Here is a 13,529-nt window from a genome sequence, read left to right as displayed (position 1 = left end):
GCAGGCCCCGTGTGAGGGACCGTCGGGCTCAGATGTAGCCTTCCCGAAGGGCATAGGCGACGGCGTGCGCGCGATTGCGCAGATGGAGCCGGGTGGTCAGCCCGTGCATGACGTTCTTGACGGTCCGTTCGGAGTAGGAGAGTTTGCTCGCTATCTCTCCGGTGTCCATTCCTTCGGCGACGAGCCTCAGGACGTCGATCTCACGCGGTACCAGGCCGGCCAGCGGTGCACCGGGCCGGCCGGCCGCGGTCCGCTGGAGCGAGCCCACCTGAGTGATGAGGCGTCCCAACAGATCCGCGGGCAGGTCACCGTCACCTCGCGAAGCCGCGAGCACGGCCTGCACCAGACGGTGCGCGCTGGCCTCGTGGCGCCAGACGATGGCTGCGACACCGCACTCGATGACATCCAGGAGTTCGGCCTCGCGGATCGCGCCCACCACCAGCACGGCGCGAGCCCCCTCGCTGCGCACCAGTCGGCGCAGCTGCGAGAGCGTCGTCTCGTCCGGGCTCTCGTTGACCAGAACGGCCACCGCGCCGGGGCCGGCCTCCGTGCCGTCGAGGAGATCGATCGCCGGGTGCCGACCCAACTGGCTGCGGACCCCCGCCTGGGAGATCGGATCGGGTGCCTGGACCACCACCGGGATGCGGTTTCCGGAGTCCACCGCGCGGGGCTCGGCCTGCCGGTGTGACACGCCCGCGTCGGTGGTCCGTAATGAACTGCGCAACCGCTTCTCCCAAATCAACGTACTGGTCGCCCCTGTGCCGCCAGTGGCCGAAGGGCTTGTCCCAGACTTCTGCGCCTGGTGTGCCTCGCGCAATCGTGGAGGACCACGAGACGTACCACGAGATCGATCATGAAAATGTCACGACAGGAGGCAGCGATGGGTGGCGAACTCGAAACGCTGCGGGAACGCCGGGAGGCCCTGGAACTGGTGGCCGCCGAGGCGGACCGTGCCCGCGCCGGGTCCGGTCGCCTGGTCCTGCTCAGAGGCGCCACCGGAACGGGGCGTACCGCCCTCCTGGAGGCCGTCGCCGGACAGGCGGCGGCACGCGGCACCCGGGTGCTGCGCGCCCGCTGCTCGTCCGACGGGGACACCGCCGCCTTCGCCCCGGTCCGGCAACTGCTCGCGTCCGGAGCCGAGTTCGAGAGCGGGGTCAAACCCTGTCCGGACCCCGCCGACGCCCCGCACCCATGGACCCGCGCGGAACACCTGTGGGACCAACTGCGCGCGTACGCCGTGCACTCGCCCCTGCTGGTCGCCGTGGACGACGTCCACCGCGCCGACGAGTCCTCGCGCCGCTGGTTCGCCGAGGCCGCCCGCCGGATCGACCGGCTCCCCGTCCTGCTGGTGGCCACCGAGCGGAGCCAGTACGACCTCGACCCGCCCCCGGCAGGCCTGGCGCACGCGCTCTCGCCCACCCTCGTCCGTACCCACACCGTCGCCCCGCTGAGCGCCGACGCCGCCGCGCAGCTGGTGCGTTCGGAGTTCACCGCCGCCCCGCCCGGCTGGGTGGACGACTGCGTACGGGCCGGCGCGGGCAGCCCCCTGCTGCTGCGCGCCCTGCTCGACGACCTCCGCGCGCGGGAGCCGGACGGCGACCGGAGCACGACCCTGCCCGAGACCTGCGCGGCGCTGTACCCGGGCGCGTATCCGGCCGCCGTGACCTGGTGGCTGGACAGTGCCGGACCGGCGACGGCGGGTGTGGCCCGCGCCCTCGCGATGCTCGACGACGACGCGCTGGAGGACGAACACCCACGGGAGGCGGCCGAACTGCTCGCCCGGATGGCGGACGCCGACCCCGCCCGGGTGCCCGGCTGGCTGACCGCCATGACCCGCCTCGGCTTACTGCGCCAGGGACCCGGGGGACGACCGGGCTTCGCCCACCCCCTCTTACAGGACGCGGTGCTGAGCGGCTGGCCCACCGCCCGGCGGCAGACCGCCCACCGTACGGCCGCCGAGGTGATGCTGCGCCGCGGCGATCGCGCCGAAACGGTCGCAGGACAGCTCCTGCGGGCACCGACCGTCGGGGCACCCTGGGCCGCGACCGCGCTGCTGGACGCCGCCGATCTGGCGGTGCGCGACGCCAGACCCGACGACGCCGTGGCGTTCCTGCGCCGGGTGCTCGACGAGCCGCTCACGCCGGCCCGCCGCACCATGGCGCTCACCGAGCTGGGCTCCCTCGAGTTCGCCGTCTCCCGCTCGTCGGCCGGGATACCGCGGCTGACCGAGGCGACCCGGATGCCGGGCATGCCGCAGGACCGGGTACGGGCGGCGGTGGCGCTCGGCACGGTACTGGCACGGCGCGGCAAGGCGCGTGCGGCGATGGACGTGCTGCGCGCCCTGGACGAGCAACTGGCGGACCACCCTGACCTGGTGAGGCTGCTGCAGACCGCCTCCGCGCTCCTGTCCGACCACGACCAGGGAATCCGCGAGGAGGCCTACCGCTGGCTGTACGGAGCCGCCGAACGGTCTCCGGATCTGGTCGGCACAGCCGGCCGGGCGCTGCTGGTGCGCTACGACGCGACGGCCGGTCTGATCTCCGCCGCCACGGCCATGGAACGGATCCGCGCCCTGCTCGACGAACCGGTCGACGCGCTCGCCGAGCCCTTCCTGCTCGGTACGGCGGCCGCCGTCGCACAGTGGGCCGACGAACTGGAGGAGGCCGAGGGGCTGGTGCGCCGGGGGCTCGCCCGGCAGCGGCCCTCGCTGCTGCATCCGATGCACGAGGCACTGCTCAACGTACGGGCGGACATCGCCGCCGTCCGTGGGCGCTACCCGGACCTGCTCGTCGACCAGGAGGTCCGGCGGCCCGGCGAGCGGGCCCGTCGGGATCCGGTCAACGCGCACGCGCACGCCCTGATCGCGCTCGTCGAGACGGGCCGCACCCAGGAGGCGTCCCGGTTCGCCGACAGCTTCGATCTCCGGGACGCCAACGACTCCTGGGAACTCAACCGGTTCCTGTACGCGCGAGGCGTGTTGCGGTCGGCGACGGGTGATCCGGCGGGCGCCCTCGACGACTTCCTGGAGTGCGGGCGACGGCAGACGGCGCGGGACGTGGTGAGCCCTGTCGTCACGCCCTGGCGCACCGCCGCCGCCACGTGCCGTACCGCTCTCGGCGCTCCGCAGGACGCCCTCGCCCTGGCCCGGGAGGAGTTGCGGCTCGCCCAGGTCTGGGACACTCCCCGGCTGGTGGGCCGGGCCCTGTCCGGACTCGGCACGGCCACCGGGGGACGCCGTGGTCTCGAACTCGCCGATCGCGCCGTCCGTATGCTGCGGGACGCGCCCGCGGAGACCGAGCTGATTCCCGCCCTGATCGCGCAGGGGCGCCAGTTCGTCGCGGCGGGGGACCGCGCACGGGCCCGTGACGCCCTGCGCGAGGCGGCCGAACGCGCCGAACGGCTGGGCGCGGTGCGCCTGCGGGTGCGGGCCGAGGAGGCCCTGCCGGAAGGCCGCTCCCGCGGCACGACGACGGCGCTCACCGGATGGGAGGCGCTGACCGGCAGCGAACGCCGGATCGCCGCGCTCGCGGCCGGCGGTCGCACGAACGTCGAGATCGCGGAGCTCCTGCACCTGGCCCGGCGTACCGTCGAGACCCATCTGACCAGTGCGTACCGCAAGCTCGGCATCCGCCGCAGGGCGGAACTCACCGCCGTGATCGGAGGGCGGACGCCGGACGCGGGTGAACCGGCGGAGGCACCGGGCGCCTGAACGGGCTCGCGCCCAGGGCTGTACGGGCCGCGCCCCGCCGGCAGCGCGGACGACGCGGGTCAGGAGGATGCGAGCCGCCCGTCCGGGTCGTGGAGCCCGCCGTGCCGGGACGGGTCCCGATGGATGTGGCGCACCAGGGGCGCCGGCATCCGCACCACCACCGGGACGGGGAGAGTGAGGTCCCGAACGACGACGGACGCGGCGCCGGACCGCCCCCGGCCGCTCCCCCGGGCCACCACCCGCACGTCCAGGGCGAATTGGACGAGCGTCGACTCGGCCTTCGGCTTGTGCAACGGCATCGAGCCGGACCCGTGGGCAGCCGCGTCCGTGGAGCGTCCTTGTCCGTGCGGACGGGTCCTCGCACCGATCGGCGCCCGGCCGCGATCGCCCGTACCGCGGTCGCCCGCACCGCCGTTGCCGCCCGCCGTCTGCCGCCGTCTGCCGCCGTCTGCCGCCGTCTGCCGCCGTCTGCCGCCGTCTACCGCCGTCTACGCACGGTGAGCCGTCCCCGTCGCGGGGTGGCAACCCAGCCCCATCGGATCCATCCGCTCGGGAGCGCAACCACTGCGGCGGCCACCCAGGGAGCAAGATCACGGACCCGGACGGATGGACGTCCGCCGACCACCGAGGGGTCGACGGCAGTACACCCGGGCTCCGTGTACGGCGTCCGCGGGGTCACTTCGACCAGGGTGGAAAGTCGTTGCCGCCCGATGGCCGCGGCGCCCACTGTGGCGGTGTTCGACAACGAACCACCACCCACAGGGGGAACCTCTCATGCGCCGTATCCCGGCCGCCGTCGCCACCTGCGCCGCGACACTCGCCTTCCTCGCTCCGGCGGGCATAGCCGCCGCGCAGGGCGCGCCCGCCGAGCAGTCGTACACCGTCGTGCCGTACGAGAACGTCAACGTCCGCCAGCTGCCGACCAAGGACAGCGCCTATCTGGCCACCCTGACCGCGGGCCAGTCCTACCAGGCGTACTGCTGGACGCACGGCCAGACCGTCACGGACCACGGGTACACGAACGACATCTGGATCGGGTTCGCCGACGGCTACAGCAGCGCGGTCTACTTCAAGGGCGACCAGTACGCCAACCTGCCCGCCTCCGCCGAGTGCTGAGCCGGGAGTCCCGCATGCCGACCGGTCGACTCACGACCCGTGCCGCCGTCGCCGGTGCCGCTCTCGCCGGTACCGCTCTCGCCGGTACCGCTCTCGTCCTCGGACTGCTGACCGCCCCGGCCGCCTCGGCCGCCCCGGCGGCGCGGGCCGGGGCCATCAGGACCGCTGCCTCCGACACGTACACGGTCACAGCGCGCACGACCACGTACGTCTACGCCGGTCCCAGTCTCTCGTATCCGCGCCGGGGCTCGCTGCGCGTCGGCCAGTCGTACCGCGCCGACTGCTGGCTCATGAGCGACGTCGTGGCCGGCAACGGGCAGTCGAGCGGCGTCTGGATCCACGTCCTGGGCGACCAGGACGTCGGCCCCGGCTTCGTCAACGTGGTGTTCCTCCAGGGAGACGACCACGCCGGCCTGCCCGCCTCGGCCCGGTGCTGACCCCATCCGAACGGGCCGGCGCGAACGGCCCCTGAAGCGGGGCGCCCGCGCGCGGCTCAGCCCTTGTCGGCGCGCAGCGCGGCCAGGGCCCGGTCGGCGTGGGCGCTCATGCGCAGTTCGCTGCGGACGACCTCCAGGACGGTGCGGTCCCGGCCGATGACGAAGGTGACGCGCTTGGTGGGGGCCAGCGAGAAGCCGCGCTTGACGCCGAACTGTTCGCGGACCGTCCCGTCGACATCGGACAGCAGCGGGAAGCCCAGACTGTTGCGCCCGGCGAACTCCTGCTGCCGGTCGACGGTGTCACCGCTGATGCCCACCGGCCGCGCGCCGGCGGCGGCGAACTCGGCGGCCAGATCACGGAAATGGCACGCCTCGGCGGTGCAGCCCGCGGTGAGGGCGGCGGGATAGAAGAACACCACCACCGGTCCCTCGCCGAGGAGTTCGGACAGGCGCCGGTCCGTGCCCGTCTCGTCCGGGAGGACGAAGTCCTCCACCTTGTCGCCCACTTCGACCGCACGGGTCATGACCGGCCCTTCCCACTCTTGGCGACGCCGCGTGCCCACAGCACCAGCGGTACCTGCAACGGAAGCCGGGCGAGGGCCGCGGCCTTGAGCGGCGCGGGACGGTGACGCCAGTCCACGGCCATCTGCACATTGGCGGGGAACACCCCGACGAAGAACGCGGCCGTGGCGAGCGCGGCGGTACGTCGCGTACGGGGCAGCGCCACCCCGGCGGCCAGGGCCAGTTCGGCGGCCCCGCTCACATACGTCCAGGTGCGGGGCGATCCCGGCAGCGCGCGCGGAATCGTCGCGTCGAACTGCTTGGGCGTCACGAAGTGACCGACCCCCGCGGTCGCCAGCAGACCGGCGAGCAACAGGGCTGAACGTTCCGACCGTGGCACGGTTCCTCCTCCAGGGGCCTCCGCGAGATATTACTGGACGGTAGGAGGAAGCGTGGCGGGCGGTTCCGCATCCGTCGCGGTGAAGGAGACGGTGGCCGTCCTGGGCGGAGGCTGCGTCGCCGCTGGGGGCGTAGAGGTTGAGCAGCCGGGTGCGGGCCGGGCGGGGGCCGGGTGAACGGACCTGTCGCCCGCGTCAGTGCGGGGCGCGGACGCCGTCGAGGGCGACGGTGAGGACGCGGTCGCGCTGGGCGTCGTCGAGGAAGATCGTCGAGGTGATCCCGGCGACCATGCGCAGGAGGTCGTCGAAGTCCATGTCCGTGCGGGCCTCGCCGGCCTTCTGGGCCCGCTCGAACAGCGGTCCGCCCGCCTGGTACATCGAGTCCCTGCAGGCCAGGAAGATCTCCGACTCGTTGTTGAGGGCCTCACGGATGGCCCGCTTGGTCACGGTGTAGTCCACGAACCGACGCAGCCACGAGGTCAGCGCCGCCCAGGGTTCCTGGGCGGCGACGTCCTGCGCCACCCGGCACAGGGCGTCCACCTCGTCCGCGTAGACGCTCTCGAAGAGATGGCGGCGGGTGGGGAAATTCCGGTAGAGCGTGCCGATCCCGACGCCCGCACGACGGGCGATGTCCTCCAGGGACGCCTCCGCGCCGTTCTCCGCGAACGCCTCGCGCGCGGCGGACAGCAGGGCGTCGTAGTTGCGTGCGGCGTCCTTCCGGTGCGGACGCTGGGACGCCACGATCCCGCTGATGGAGAGCGGCTGGGCCGTCACGAGTGCCTCCCGGCAGCGAAGAGGTTGAACCGGAGGTGAGCCTCCGGTACAGTGGAGGTATACCTCCACTTTAGCAGTCGGGGCTACGTTCCCGTCGTTGCGTGCGGCCGCACGCAACGACGACGTGCCCGTGCCCCCTGCTGACGGGCAGCGGGCCCTGTGCCGCCCGCGCCGCCCGCCTCCCTCTGCCCCCGGTGACCGCTCCGTGCGGTCGCCCCACGCTCACGGCCGCCCGTCGGCCCGCCCTGTCGTACGACCACGGCCGGATGATCCCGGCCGCATCCTGTTCCGAGAGGCTTTTCCATGCCCAGGAAGTCCACCCGCCTCACCTTCGCGGTCCTCGCGACCGGCGCGGGGGTGTTCTCCATGCTCCAGTCGCTGATCGCGCCGGCCCTGCCGACCGTCCAACACGCCATGCACACCTCGCAGTCCACCGTGACCTGGGTGATGACGGCGTACCTGCTGTCCGCGTCGGTCTTCACCCCCATCCTCGGCCGGGTCGGGGACCTCGTCGGCAAGAAGCGCACCCTCGTCGCCGTCCTCGTGACCGTGACACTCGGCTGTCTGCTCGCCGCACTCGCGCCCACCATCGGCGTACTGATCGTCGCCCGGGTCGTCCAGGGCATAGGCGGGGCGCTGTTCCCGCTGTCCTTCGGCATCATCCGGGACGAGTTCGCCGCGGCCGAGGTCGGCCCGAGCATCAGCAACCTGTCCGCCGTGATCGCGGCGGGCGGCGGCGTCGGCCTGGTGGCGGCCGGCCCCATCGTGTCGGCCCTCGACTACAAGTGGCTGTTCTGGCTGCCGGTCGGCGTGGTCGCGGTGACCACCATGATCGCGCTGCGCTGTGTTCCCGAGTCCCCGAAGCGCGCCGAGGGGCGCGTCAGCTGGCTCGGCGCCGTACTGCTCTCGGGCTGGCTGGTGGCCCTGCTGCTGCCGCTGAGCCAGGCGACCCACTGGGGCTGGGGATCGGACCGGGTGATCGGCCTGTTCGTCGCCGCCGTGGTGCTCTTCGCGCTGTGGCTGTACGCCGAGGCCCGCTCCAGCAGCCCGCTGATCGACCTCGACGTCATGCGGCTGCCCGCGGTGTGGACCACCAACGCCGCCGCCCTGCTGTTCGGCGCCGGCATGTACGCGATCTGGTCCTTCCTCCCCGGCTTCGTGCAGACCCCCCGCTCCGCGGGCTACGGCTTCGGGGCCAGCGTCACCGGGGCCGGACTGCTCATGCTGCCGATGCTGATCGCGATGTTCTGCTCGGGCGTGCTGAGCGGCCGGCTGGAGCCGGTGCTGGGCGCCAAGCGACTGCTCACGACCGGTGCCGCGCTCGGCGCCGTGGCCTGCGGCTTCCTCGCCGCGTGGCACGATCAGCAGTGGCAGGTGGCCTTCGCCGCGGGTGTCTTCGGCCTCGGCATCGGACTGGCCTTCGCCTCGATGGCCAACCTGATCGTCGGTAGCGTCCCGGCCGAGCAGACCGGCGCCGCGACCGGTATGAACGCCAACATCCGTACGATCGGCGGATCGATCGGCGCGGCCGTGACCAGCGTCCTGGTGACCGGCCGTCTCCAGCCCTCGGGCCTGCCCTACGGTTCCGGCTACACCCACGGGTTCAGCCTGCTCGCCCTGCTCTGCCTCGGCGCAGCACTGGCCGCCCTCCTCGTGCCGGCCCGGCGGACGGGCCGTATGCCCGGCGCCCGCGCCGTCGCCGACCTGCCGAGCACGGAGGCGGAGGCCGTCGGGTCCGGCGTCCGGAACTGAGGCGGACGGACGACGGGACCGGTGCGGTACGGCCGGTCGCACGGCTGGGTCGTGCTGGTGGGGCCGGGCTGTACGGCCGGGTCGTGCCGGTCGGGCCGGGCTGTACGACGGGGTCGAACCGCTGGGACCGGGGCTGTACGACCGCGTCGCACCGGTCGGGCGGCGCACGCACCACTCCGCCGGTACGGACGGCGTTCCGGCGGGTGACAGGGGGCGGGCGGTGTCTCGGCGTCGGGACGGCCCCTCGGCGGTGCGGGAAGACGCTTGTCCTACTGTGCTACCGGTGCATGACTCCGAACGGGCGGCGCCCTCACCCGACCCGGTGAGCGGCCGCACGGGCGCGTACCACCGGCGCACGCGCAGCCGTTGCTCCGTCATGGACAGCACACACCCGGCCCGGCGACGCCGTCCGGAGGAGGACTTCGCGGGCCGGCCCCACGCCGAGCCGGCGGCCGGCCACCAGGCGCACCCGCCGATCTACGCCCAACTGGTCGCGGAATGGCGGGCGAAGGGCCGTACGGTCCCGGAGCGCCGCGAGGTCTTCGAGGTGCTGTGGGCCTCCTTCTCCGCCCCCAACCCGTTGGAGAGCGAACTGCGGCCGGCCGGCTCCCGGGCGGACCGCCGGCCGGTGGGACCGCCGCCCCAGCCGTCGAACACCTCGACGGAGCGGGCCCCGGGGAAGGAGCCGGAAGAGGGCGAACAGGTACCCGCCGTCCCCGTACCGCGCGGCCTTCCGGGCGGCTGACCCCCGCTGTTCCGCCGGTGTCTCAGCACTCCTGCGAGGGTGCCAGAACGGCGAGGGTTCCGTTGGCCTGCTGCAGGGCCAGTTCCAGGGAGGCGGCGGAATGGAGTTCCCCGGTTCCGTCCGGCGGGATGAGCCACTCCAGGAACCGTGCGGAGCGATAGGGCGGGGGGACGGCGACCCACGATCCCTTGCCGGCGTAACGGATACCGGATCCGACCCAGCGGCTTTCGGGGTCCGGTGCCAGGAAGAAGCCCACGCGGCGGGCCGCGGTGTCCACCAGCGTCGGGCCCGGCGCGTGCAGGGGGTCCTGCCACAGGATGTCCAGGGCGAGCAGGCCGAGTTGCTCGGGAACGCTGAGGACGTCCCAGAACCGTCCGGCCTCCATCAGCGCGGTTCCGGGCTCCTGATCCCACTGCCGCTTGCAGGCCCGGGGGTCCGAGGCCGCCGCCGCGAGCCACTCGACAGCTTGTCTCCACGCTGCATCCGGCATGACCAACTCCCGCGTCCTCACAGGCTGTTCGAGCAGGTGCGGACCGACGTTCGGATGCGGGCCCGCACCCGGGCGTCGACCCGGCGTGTTCATGCTGGTAGATATTTCTATTCTTTGGAAGGGGTGGCGCGGTCTGGCGTTTACCGCCGGTCCGCTCGAGTGTCATCCGAAGGGTCAAGGGAGGACGGCCGCGAGGCCCAGGCGGACGACTGCGAGGGCCTCCCGGGAGGGCGGCGAGGGTCCGGTGTACAGCCGCGACCGGCGCACGCGGCAACCACGGTGCGCCCGCAAGGGGCAGCCTTGACGCAGCTGCCCATGGTCAGCTGCGCGACACGAGGATGCTGAGCGCGTTGGCGGCGACGACGGCCCCGATGCCGGCCCACTCCGGCCACCCCAGCCCCTGGCCGAGCACGAGCCACCCGACCAGCCCGGCGAGAACGGGATTGACACTCATGAAGAGCCCGAAGGCCGGGGCCGCCACACGGCGCAGGGTGAACAGGTCCGCGAGGCAGGGCACCGCCGAGGACAGCACGCCCGCGACGACGGCGTACCCCACGGCCGCCGGTGTCGGCGGATGCCGCACCACGACGGCGAGCCCGACGGGCAGGAACACCAGGGCGGAGAGCGCGGCGGCGACAGCCGGTCCCGCGGCTCCGGGGACACGGCGCCCCACCGTACGGTTCAGCAGGATGTACGCCGCCCAGCAGACGGCGGCCAGCAGCGCCAGGCCCATGCCCAGGAAGTCGGCGGAGGGCCGCGGACGCATCAGCGTGACGACGCCCGCCACCGCGACCGCCGCACAGCACGCGTCCAGCCGACGGCGCGAGGCGGCCAGCGCGATCCCCAGCGGACCGAGGAACTCGAGGGTCACCGCGAGCCCCAGTCCGACACGGTCGACGGCGGTGTACAACGACAGGTTCATCGTCCCGAACACCAGCGCCAGCAGCAGGACAGGCCACCACTGACGCCGGGTGAAGGTCCGCAGCCGGGGCCGGCCGACGGCGACGAGCACGATCGCGGCGACGTACTGGCGTACCGCGACCACGCCGACGGGACCGAGAACGGGGAACGCCAGGGAACCGACCGCCGCACCCGTCTGGTTGGACAGGCCGCTGCCGACCATGGTGGCCACGCCGGAGAGTCGCGTGCCACCGGACGGTACGGCGGAGGGAGCCAGGGGCGCCGGGGGAGTGTGCCGGGCGGTCGCTGTCGGGTGTGCGGAGGGTACGCGCATGCCCTGATCGTGGAACCGGACCACCCTTGCACAAAATGCATCCGCCGATTCATCCATACGCTTGAGTCATGGATGTGGAACTGCGGCAGTTGCGCTGTCTCGTCGCGATCGTCGACGAGGGCACCTTCACCGACGCCGCCCTCGCGCTCGGTGTCTCCCAGGCGGCGGTCTCCCGCACCCTGGCCTCGCTCGAACGCGCCCTGGGAGTAAGGCTGTTGCGGCGAACCTCGCGCGAGGTCACGCCCACGGCGACCGGGCTGCGCGTACTCGCGCACGCCCGGCGGGTGCTCGGCGAGGTGGCCGAGCTGGTGCAGGAGGCCGGCACGGGCCGCGCCTCGCTGCGGATCGGGTACGCATGGTCGGCGCTGGGCCGCCACACGCTCGCCTTCCAACGCGACTGGGCGCGCTCGCACCCCGGCACGGAGCTGCGGCTCGTCCGGGTCAACTCCCCGACCGCCGGGCTCGCCGAGGGAGCCTGCGACGTCGCCGTGCTGCGCAGGGCGCCGGACGAGCGCCGCTTCGACACGGCCATCGTGGGACTGGAACGGCGGCTGTGCGCCATGGCCGCCGACGATCCGCTGGCCCGGCGCCGCTCGGTGCGGCTCGCCGACATCGCCACACGCGTCCTGCTCGTCGACCGCAGGACCGGGACGACCACGACGGAGCTGTTTCCCCCCGACTCCCGCCCGGCCACCAAGGAGACCCACGATGTCGACGAATGGCTCACCGCCATCTCCACGGGCCGGTGCGTGGGCATGACGGCCGAGTCGACCGCGCACCAGTACCCGCGGCCCGGCGTCGTCTACCGTCCCGTGCGCGACGCCGAACCTCTCGCCGTACGCCTCGCCTGGTGGCGCGACGACCCGCACCCCTCGACCCGGACCGCGATCGAACTGCTCTCGCAGCTGTATCGCGACGACTGAACCCGCGCGGGGCCCTGAGGACCACCGCGCCGGACGTCGAGGAACCCGGCGGGACAGGGGTGTCGGGATAAAGGTGTTGAGAACACCGGGCCCGCCCGGAGATGATCTCCCCCATGTTTTCTCGCAGGAACCGCCGTCCGAAGTCCGCCGACCTGTTGAAGGCCTGGGAGTGCCTGGACGCCGGAGACATACCCGGCGCCCTGAGGCTGGTGAAGCCGGGCGCGGAGACCCTGCCCCTCGCGGAGACGGCCCTCGTGGTCGGCCGGGCCGCGGGAATGGCCGGCTTCGACGATCTCCGGAAGGCCGCCGCGGCGCTCGCCGCGGATCCCGGGAAGGGACAGGCGCTCTACGACTTCGGGTACGCCTGCGTCGAACGCGGGCTCTCCGCCCTCGCGATACCCGCCCTGCGTGAGGCGCTGCTCGGAAACCCGGGCGCGCTGATGGTGATGCGTGAGCTCGTGTCCGCGTACGAACGCGAGGGCCGGCACGGCGAGGCCGTGGAGGTGCTGACCCGGCACGAGAACGACTTCGCACAGTGGCCGGACCGCTACCTCCTCGTCTACAACGCGATCATGATGGGTGACCTCCGGCTGGCGAGGCGCCAGCACGCGCTGCTGCCGGACCCGACGGACCCGCAGTGGGTGCCCACGCGTGACCGGCAGCGCCGGATGCTGGAGCGGGCCGCGAGCGCGGAGCCCGTGAGCCCACTCGACCGGACCGATCTGCGCGGATGGCAGTTCGTGATGGGCGGCACGGTCCTCGGCACGCTCTCGCCGTTCGGCTTCGGCGCCGGGATGACCGGCCGGTACGCGTGGCTGCAGGACTCCAACGGCCAGTGCCTGGAGGGTCTGCTGCGGCTGCGGGCGCTGCTGGACGCCGCCGGGATGCGTCCCCGGTCGGTGTCGCTCCTGCCCGACCGCGACAGCCGGATCCTCGGCCTGGCCGCCGCCGAGGTGCTCGGCCTTTCCACGCAGCCCTTCGCCCCCGATCGGGAGGACACCGTCGTGGTCGCGTACGACCTGAACGGGCTGGCCGAGGCCGACGGGGGCCCCGAGATCCTGGGGCAGCTCTTCGACCGCGCGCCGGGACAGGTGCTGCACGAACACGCGAGCAACTGGACCGACGTCCCGGTGATCACCGCCGACAGCGTCACGCTGCTGCACCAGTCGGTCGTGGCTCCCTGGGGCGAGCAGCTGCGCGAAGGGGACGACGGCGACGTGGAGCGTGGACCGGCCGACGACCGGCCGGCGGAACTGATCGCCGCCGAGATCGTGGGAGCCGACCCGTCGCCGGGGGAGGGCGACGGCGAAACACCCGCGGACCCGTTCGGAGCCTTCACCGACTTCGTGGCGGCGGTCCACGGCTCCTGGCTCCAGGGCGACCGTGCCCGGCTGACCTCGACCGGCCCGGTCCCCAGCGCCCGTTTCGCCTGATCGGGACCGGGTCCAGG

At 73.2% G+C, this 13,529-nt stretch carries 14 protein-coding genes; 7 read left to right on the top strand and 7 right to left on the bottom strand.

Going from position 1 to position 13,529, the window contains the following annotated elements:
- Nucleotides 1–28: 28 nt before the first annotated feature.
- Nucleotides 29–691 carry a LuxR C-terminal-related transcriptional regulator gene (locus OG199_RS02715; protein WP_405827688.1) on the bottom strand — a complete coding sequence of 221 codons (663 nt, stop codon included), beginning with the start codon at nt 689–691 and terminating at the stop codon, nt 29–31.
- A 189-nt stretch (nt 692–880) separates the two neighbouring features.
- On the opposite strand from OG199_RS02715, the gene OG199_RS02710 reads away from it, so the two are divergent.
- Entirely contained in the window at nt 881–3,709 is a 2,829-nt protein-coding gene (locus OG199_RS02710) for an AAA family ATPase (RefSeq protein ID WP_405827686.1), read from the top strand.
- 59 nt (nt 3,710–3,768) lie between these two features.
- Here the strand turns inward: OG199_RS02710 and OG199_RS02705 are convergent, their stop codons facing one another.
- The gene (locus tag OG199_RS02705) at nt 3,769–4,008 is read right to left on the bottom strand and encodes a hypothetical protein (protein WP_405827684.1); all 240 of its coding nucleotides are present in this window, start codon (nt 4,006–4,008) and stop codon (nt 3,769–3,771) included.
- 475 nt (nt 4,009–4,483) lie between these two features.
- Here OG199_RS02705 and OG199_RS02700 point away from each other — a divergent pair, with 475 nt between their 5' ends.
- On the top strand, nt 4,484–4,825 hold the full coding sequence (locus OG199_RS02700; RefSeq protein WP_405827682.1) for an SH3 domain-containing protein: 342 nt from the start codon (nt 4,484–4,486) through the stop codon (nt 4,823–4,825).
- 14 nt (nt 4,826–4,839) lie between these two features.
- On the top strand, nt 4,840–5,262 hold the full coding sequence (locus tag OG199_RS02695; RefSeq protein WP_405827680.1) for a hypothetical protein: 423 nt from the start codon (nt 4,840–4,842) through the stop codon (nt 5,260–5,262).
- Between the two features lie 56 nt (nt 5,263–5,318).
- Here the strand turns inward: OG199_RS02695 and OG199_RS02690 are convergent, their stop codons facing one another.
- From OG199_RS02690 to OG199_RS02680, 3 genes are all read right to left on the bottom strand, one after another.
- The gene (locus OG199_RS02690; RefSeq protein ID WP_405827678.1) at nt 5,319–5,786 is read right to left on the bottom strand and encodes a peroxiredoxin; all 468 of its coding nucleotides are present in this window, start codon (nt 5,784–5,786) and stop codon (nt 5,319–5,321) included.
- On the bottom strand, nt 5,783–6,163 hold the full coding sequence (locus OG199_RS02685) for a DoxX family protein (protein ID WP_405827676.1): 381 nt from the start codon (nt 6,161–6,163) through the stop codon (nt 5,783–5,785). Before OG199_RS02685 ends, OG199_RS02690 begins: the two co-directional genes overlap by 4 nt.
- Before the next feature lie 193 nt (nt 6,164–6,356).
- A complete protein-coding gene (locus OG199_RS02680) occupies nt 6,357–6,935 on the bottom strand; it encodes a TetR/AcrR family transcriptional regulator (RefSeq protein WP_405827675.1) in 579 nt (192 codons plus the stop codon).
- Nucleotides 6,936–7,238: 303 nt separating this feature from the next.
- Between OG199_RS02680 and OG199_RS02675 the strand changes: the two genes are divergently transcribed.
- Entirely contained in the window at nt 7,239–8,687 is a 1,449-nt protein-coding gene (locus OG199_RS02675; protein ID WP_405827673.1) for an MFS transporter, read from the top strand.
- Nucleotides 8,688–8,970: 283 nt separating this feature from the next.
- Nucleotides 8,971–9,432, top strand: coding sequence for a hypothetical protein (locus OG199_RS02670; protein ID WP_405827671.1), 462 nt, complete (start codon nt 8,971–8,973; stop codon nt 9,430–9,432).
- Between the two features lie 22 nt (nt 9,433–9,454).
- On the opposite strand, the gene OG199_RS02665 is transcribed toward OG199_RS02670, so the two are convergent.
- Nucleotides 9,455–9,922, bottom strand: coding sequence for a hypothetical protein (locus OG199_RS02665; RefSeq protein ID WP_351725930.1), 468 nt, complete (start codon nt 9,920–9,922; stop codon nt 9,455–9,457).
- Nucleotides 9,923–10,241: 319 nt separating this feature from the next.
- On the bottom strand, nt 10,242–11,156 hold the full coding sequence (locus OG199_RS02660) for an EamA family transporter (RefSeq protein ID WP_405827668.1): 915 nt from the start codon (nt 11,154–11,156) through the stop codon (nt 10,242–10,244).
- Between the two features lie 68 nt (nt 11,157–11,224).
- Here OG199_RS02660 and OG199_RS02655 point away from each other — a divergent pair, with 68 nt between their 5' ends.
- Together OG199_RS02655 and OG199_RS02650 are read left to right on the top strand one after the other, a co-directional pair.
- Nucleotides 11,225–12,079, top strand: a complete 855-nt coding sequence (locus OG199_RS02655) for a LysR family transcriptional regulator (protein ID WP_356808949.1) — start codon at nt 11,225–11,227, stop codon at nt 12,077–12,079.
- 113 nt (nt 12,080–12,192) lie between these two features.
- A complete protein-coding gene (locus tag OG199_RS02650; protein ID WP_405827666.1) occupies nt 12,193–13,512 on the top strand; it encodes a hypothetical protein in 1,320 nt (439 codons plus the stop codon).
- Nucleotides 13,513–13,529 lie beyond the last annotated feature (17 nt).

Origin of the sequence: Streptomyces sp. NBC_01176 (assembly GCF_045039825.1) — a bacterium.
Taxonomy (GTDB): domain Bacteria; phylum Actinomycetota; class Actinomycetes; order Streptomycetales; family Streptomycetaceae; genus Streptomyces.
The sequence above is the reverse complement of the archived record's forward strand: the minus strand, read 5'-3'. Positions and strand labels throughout refer to the sequence as shown.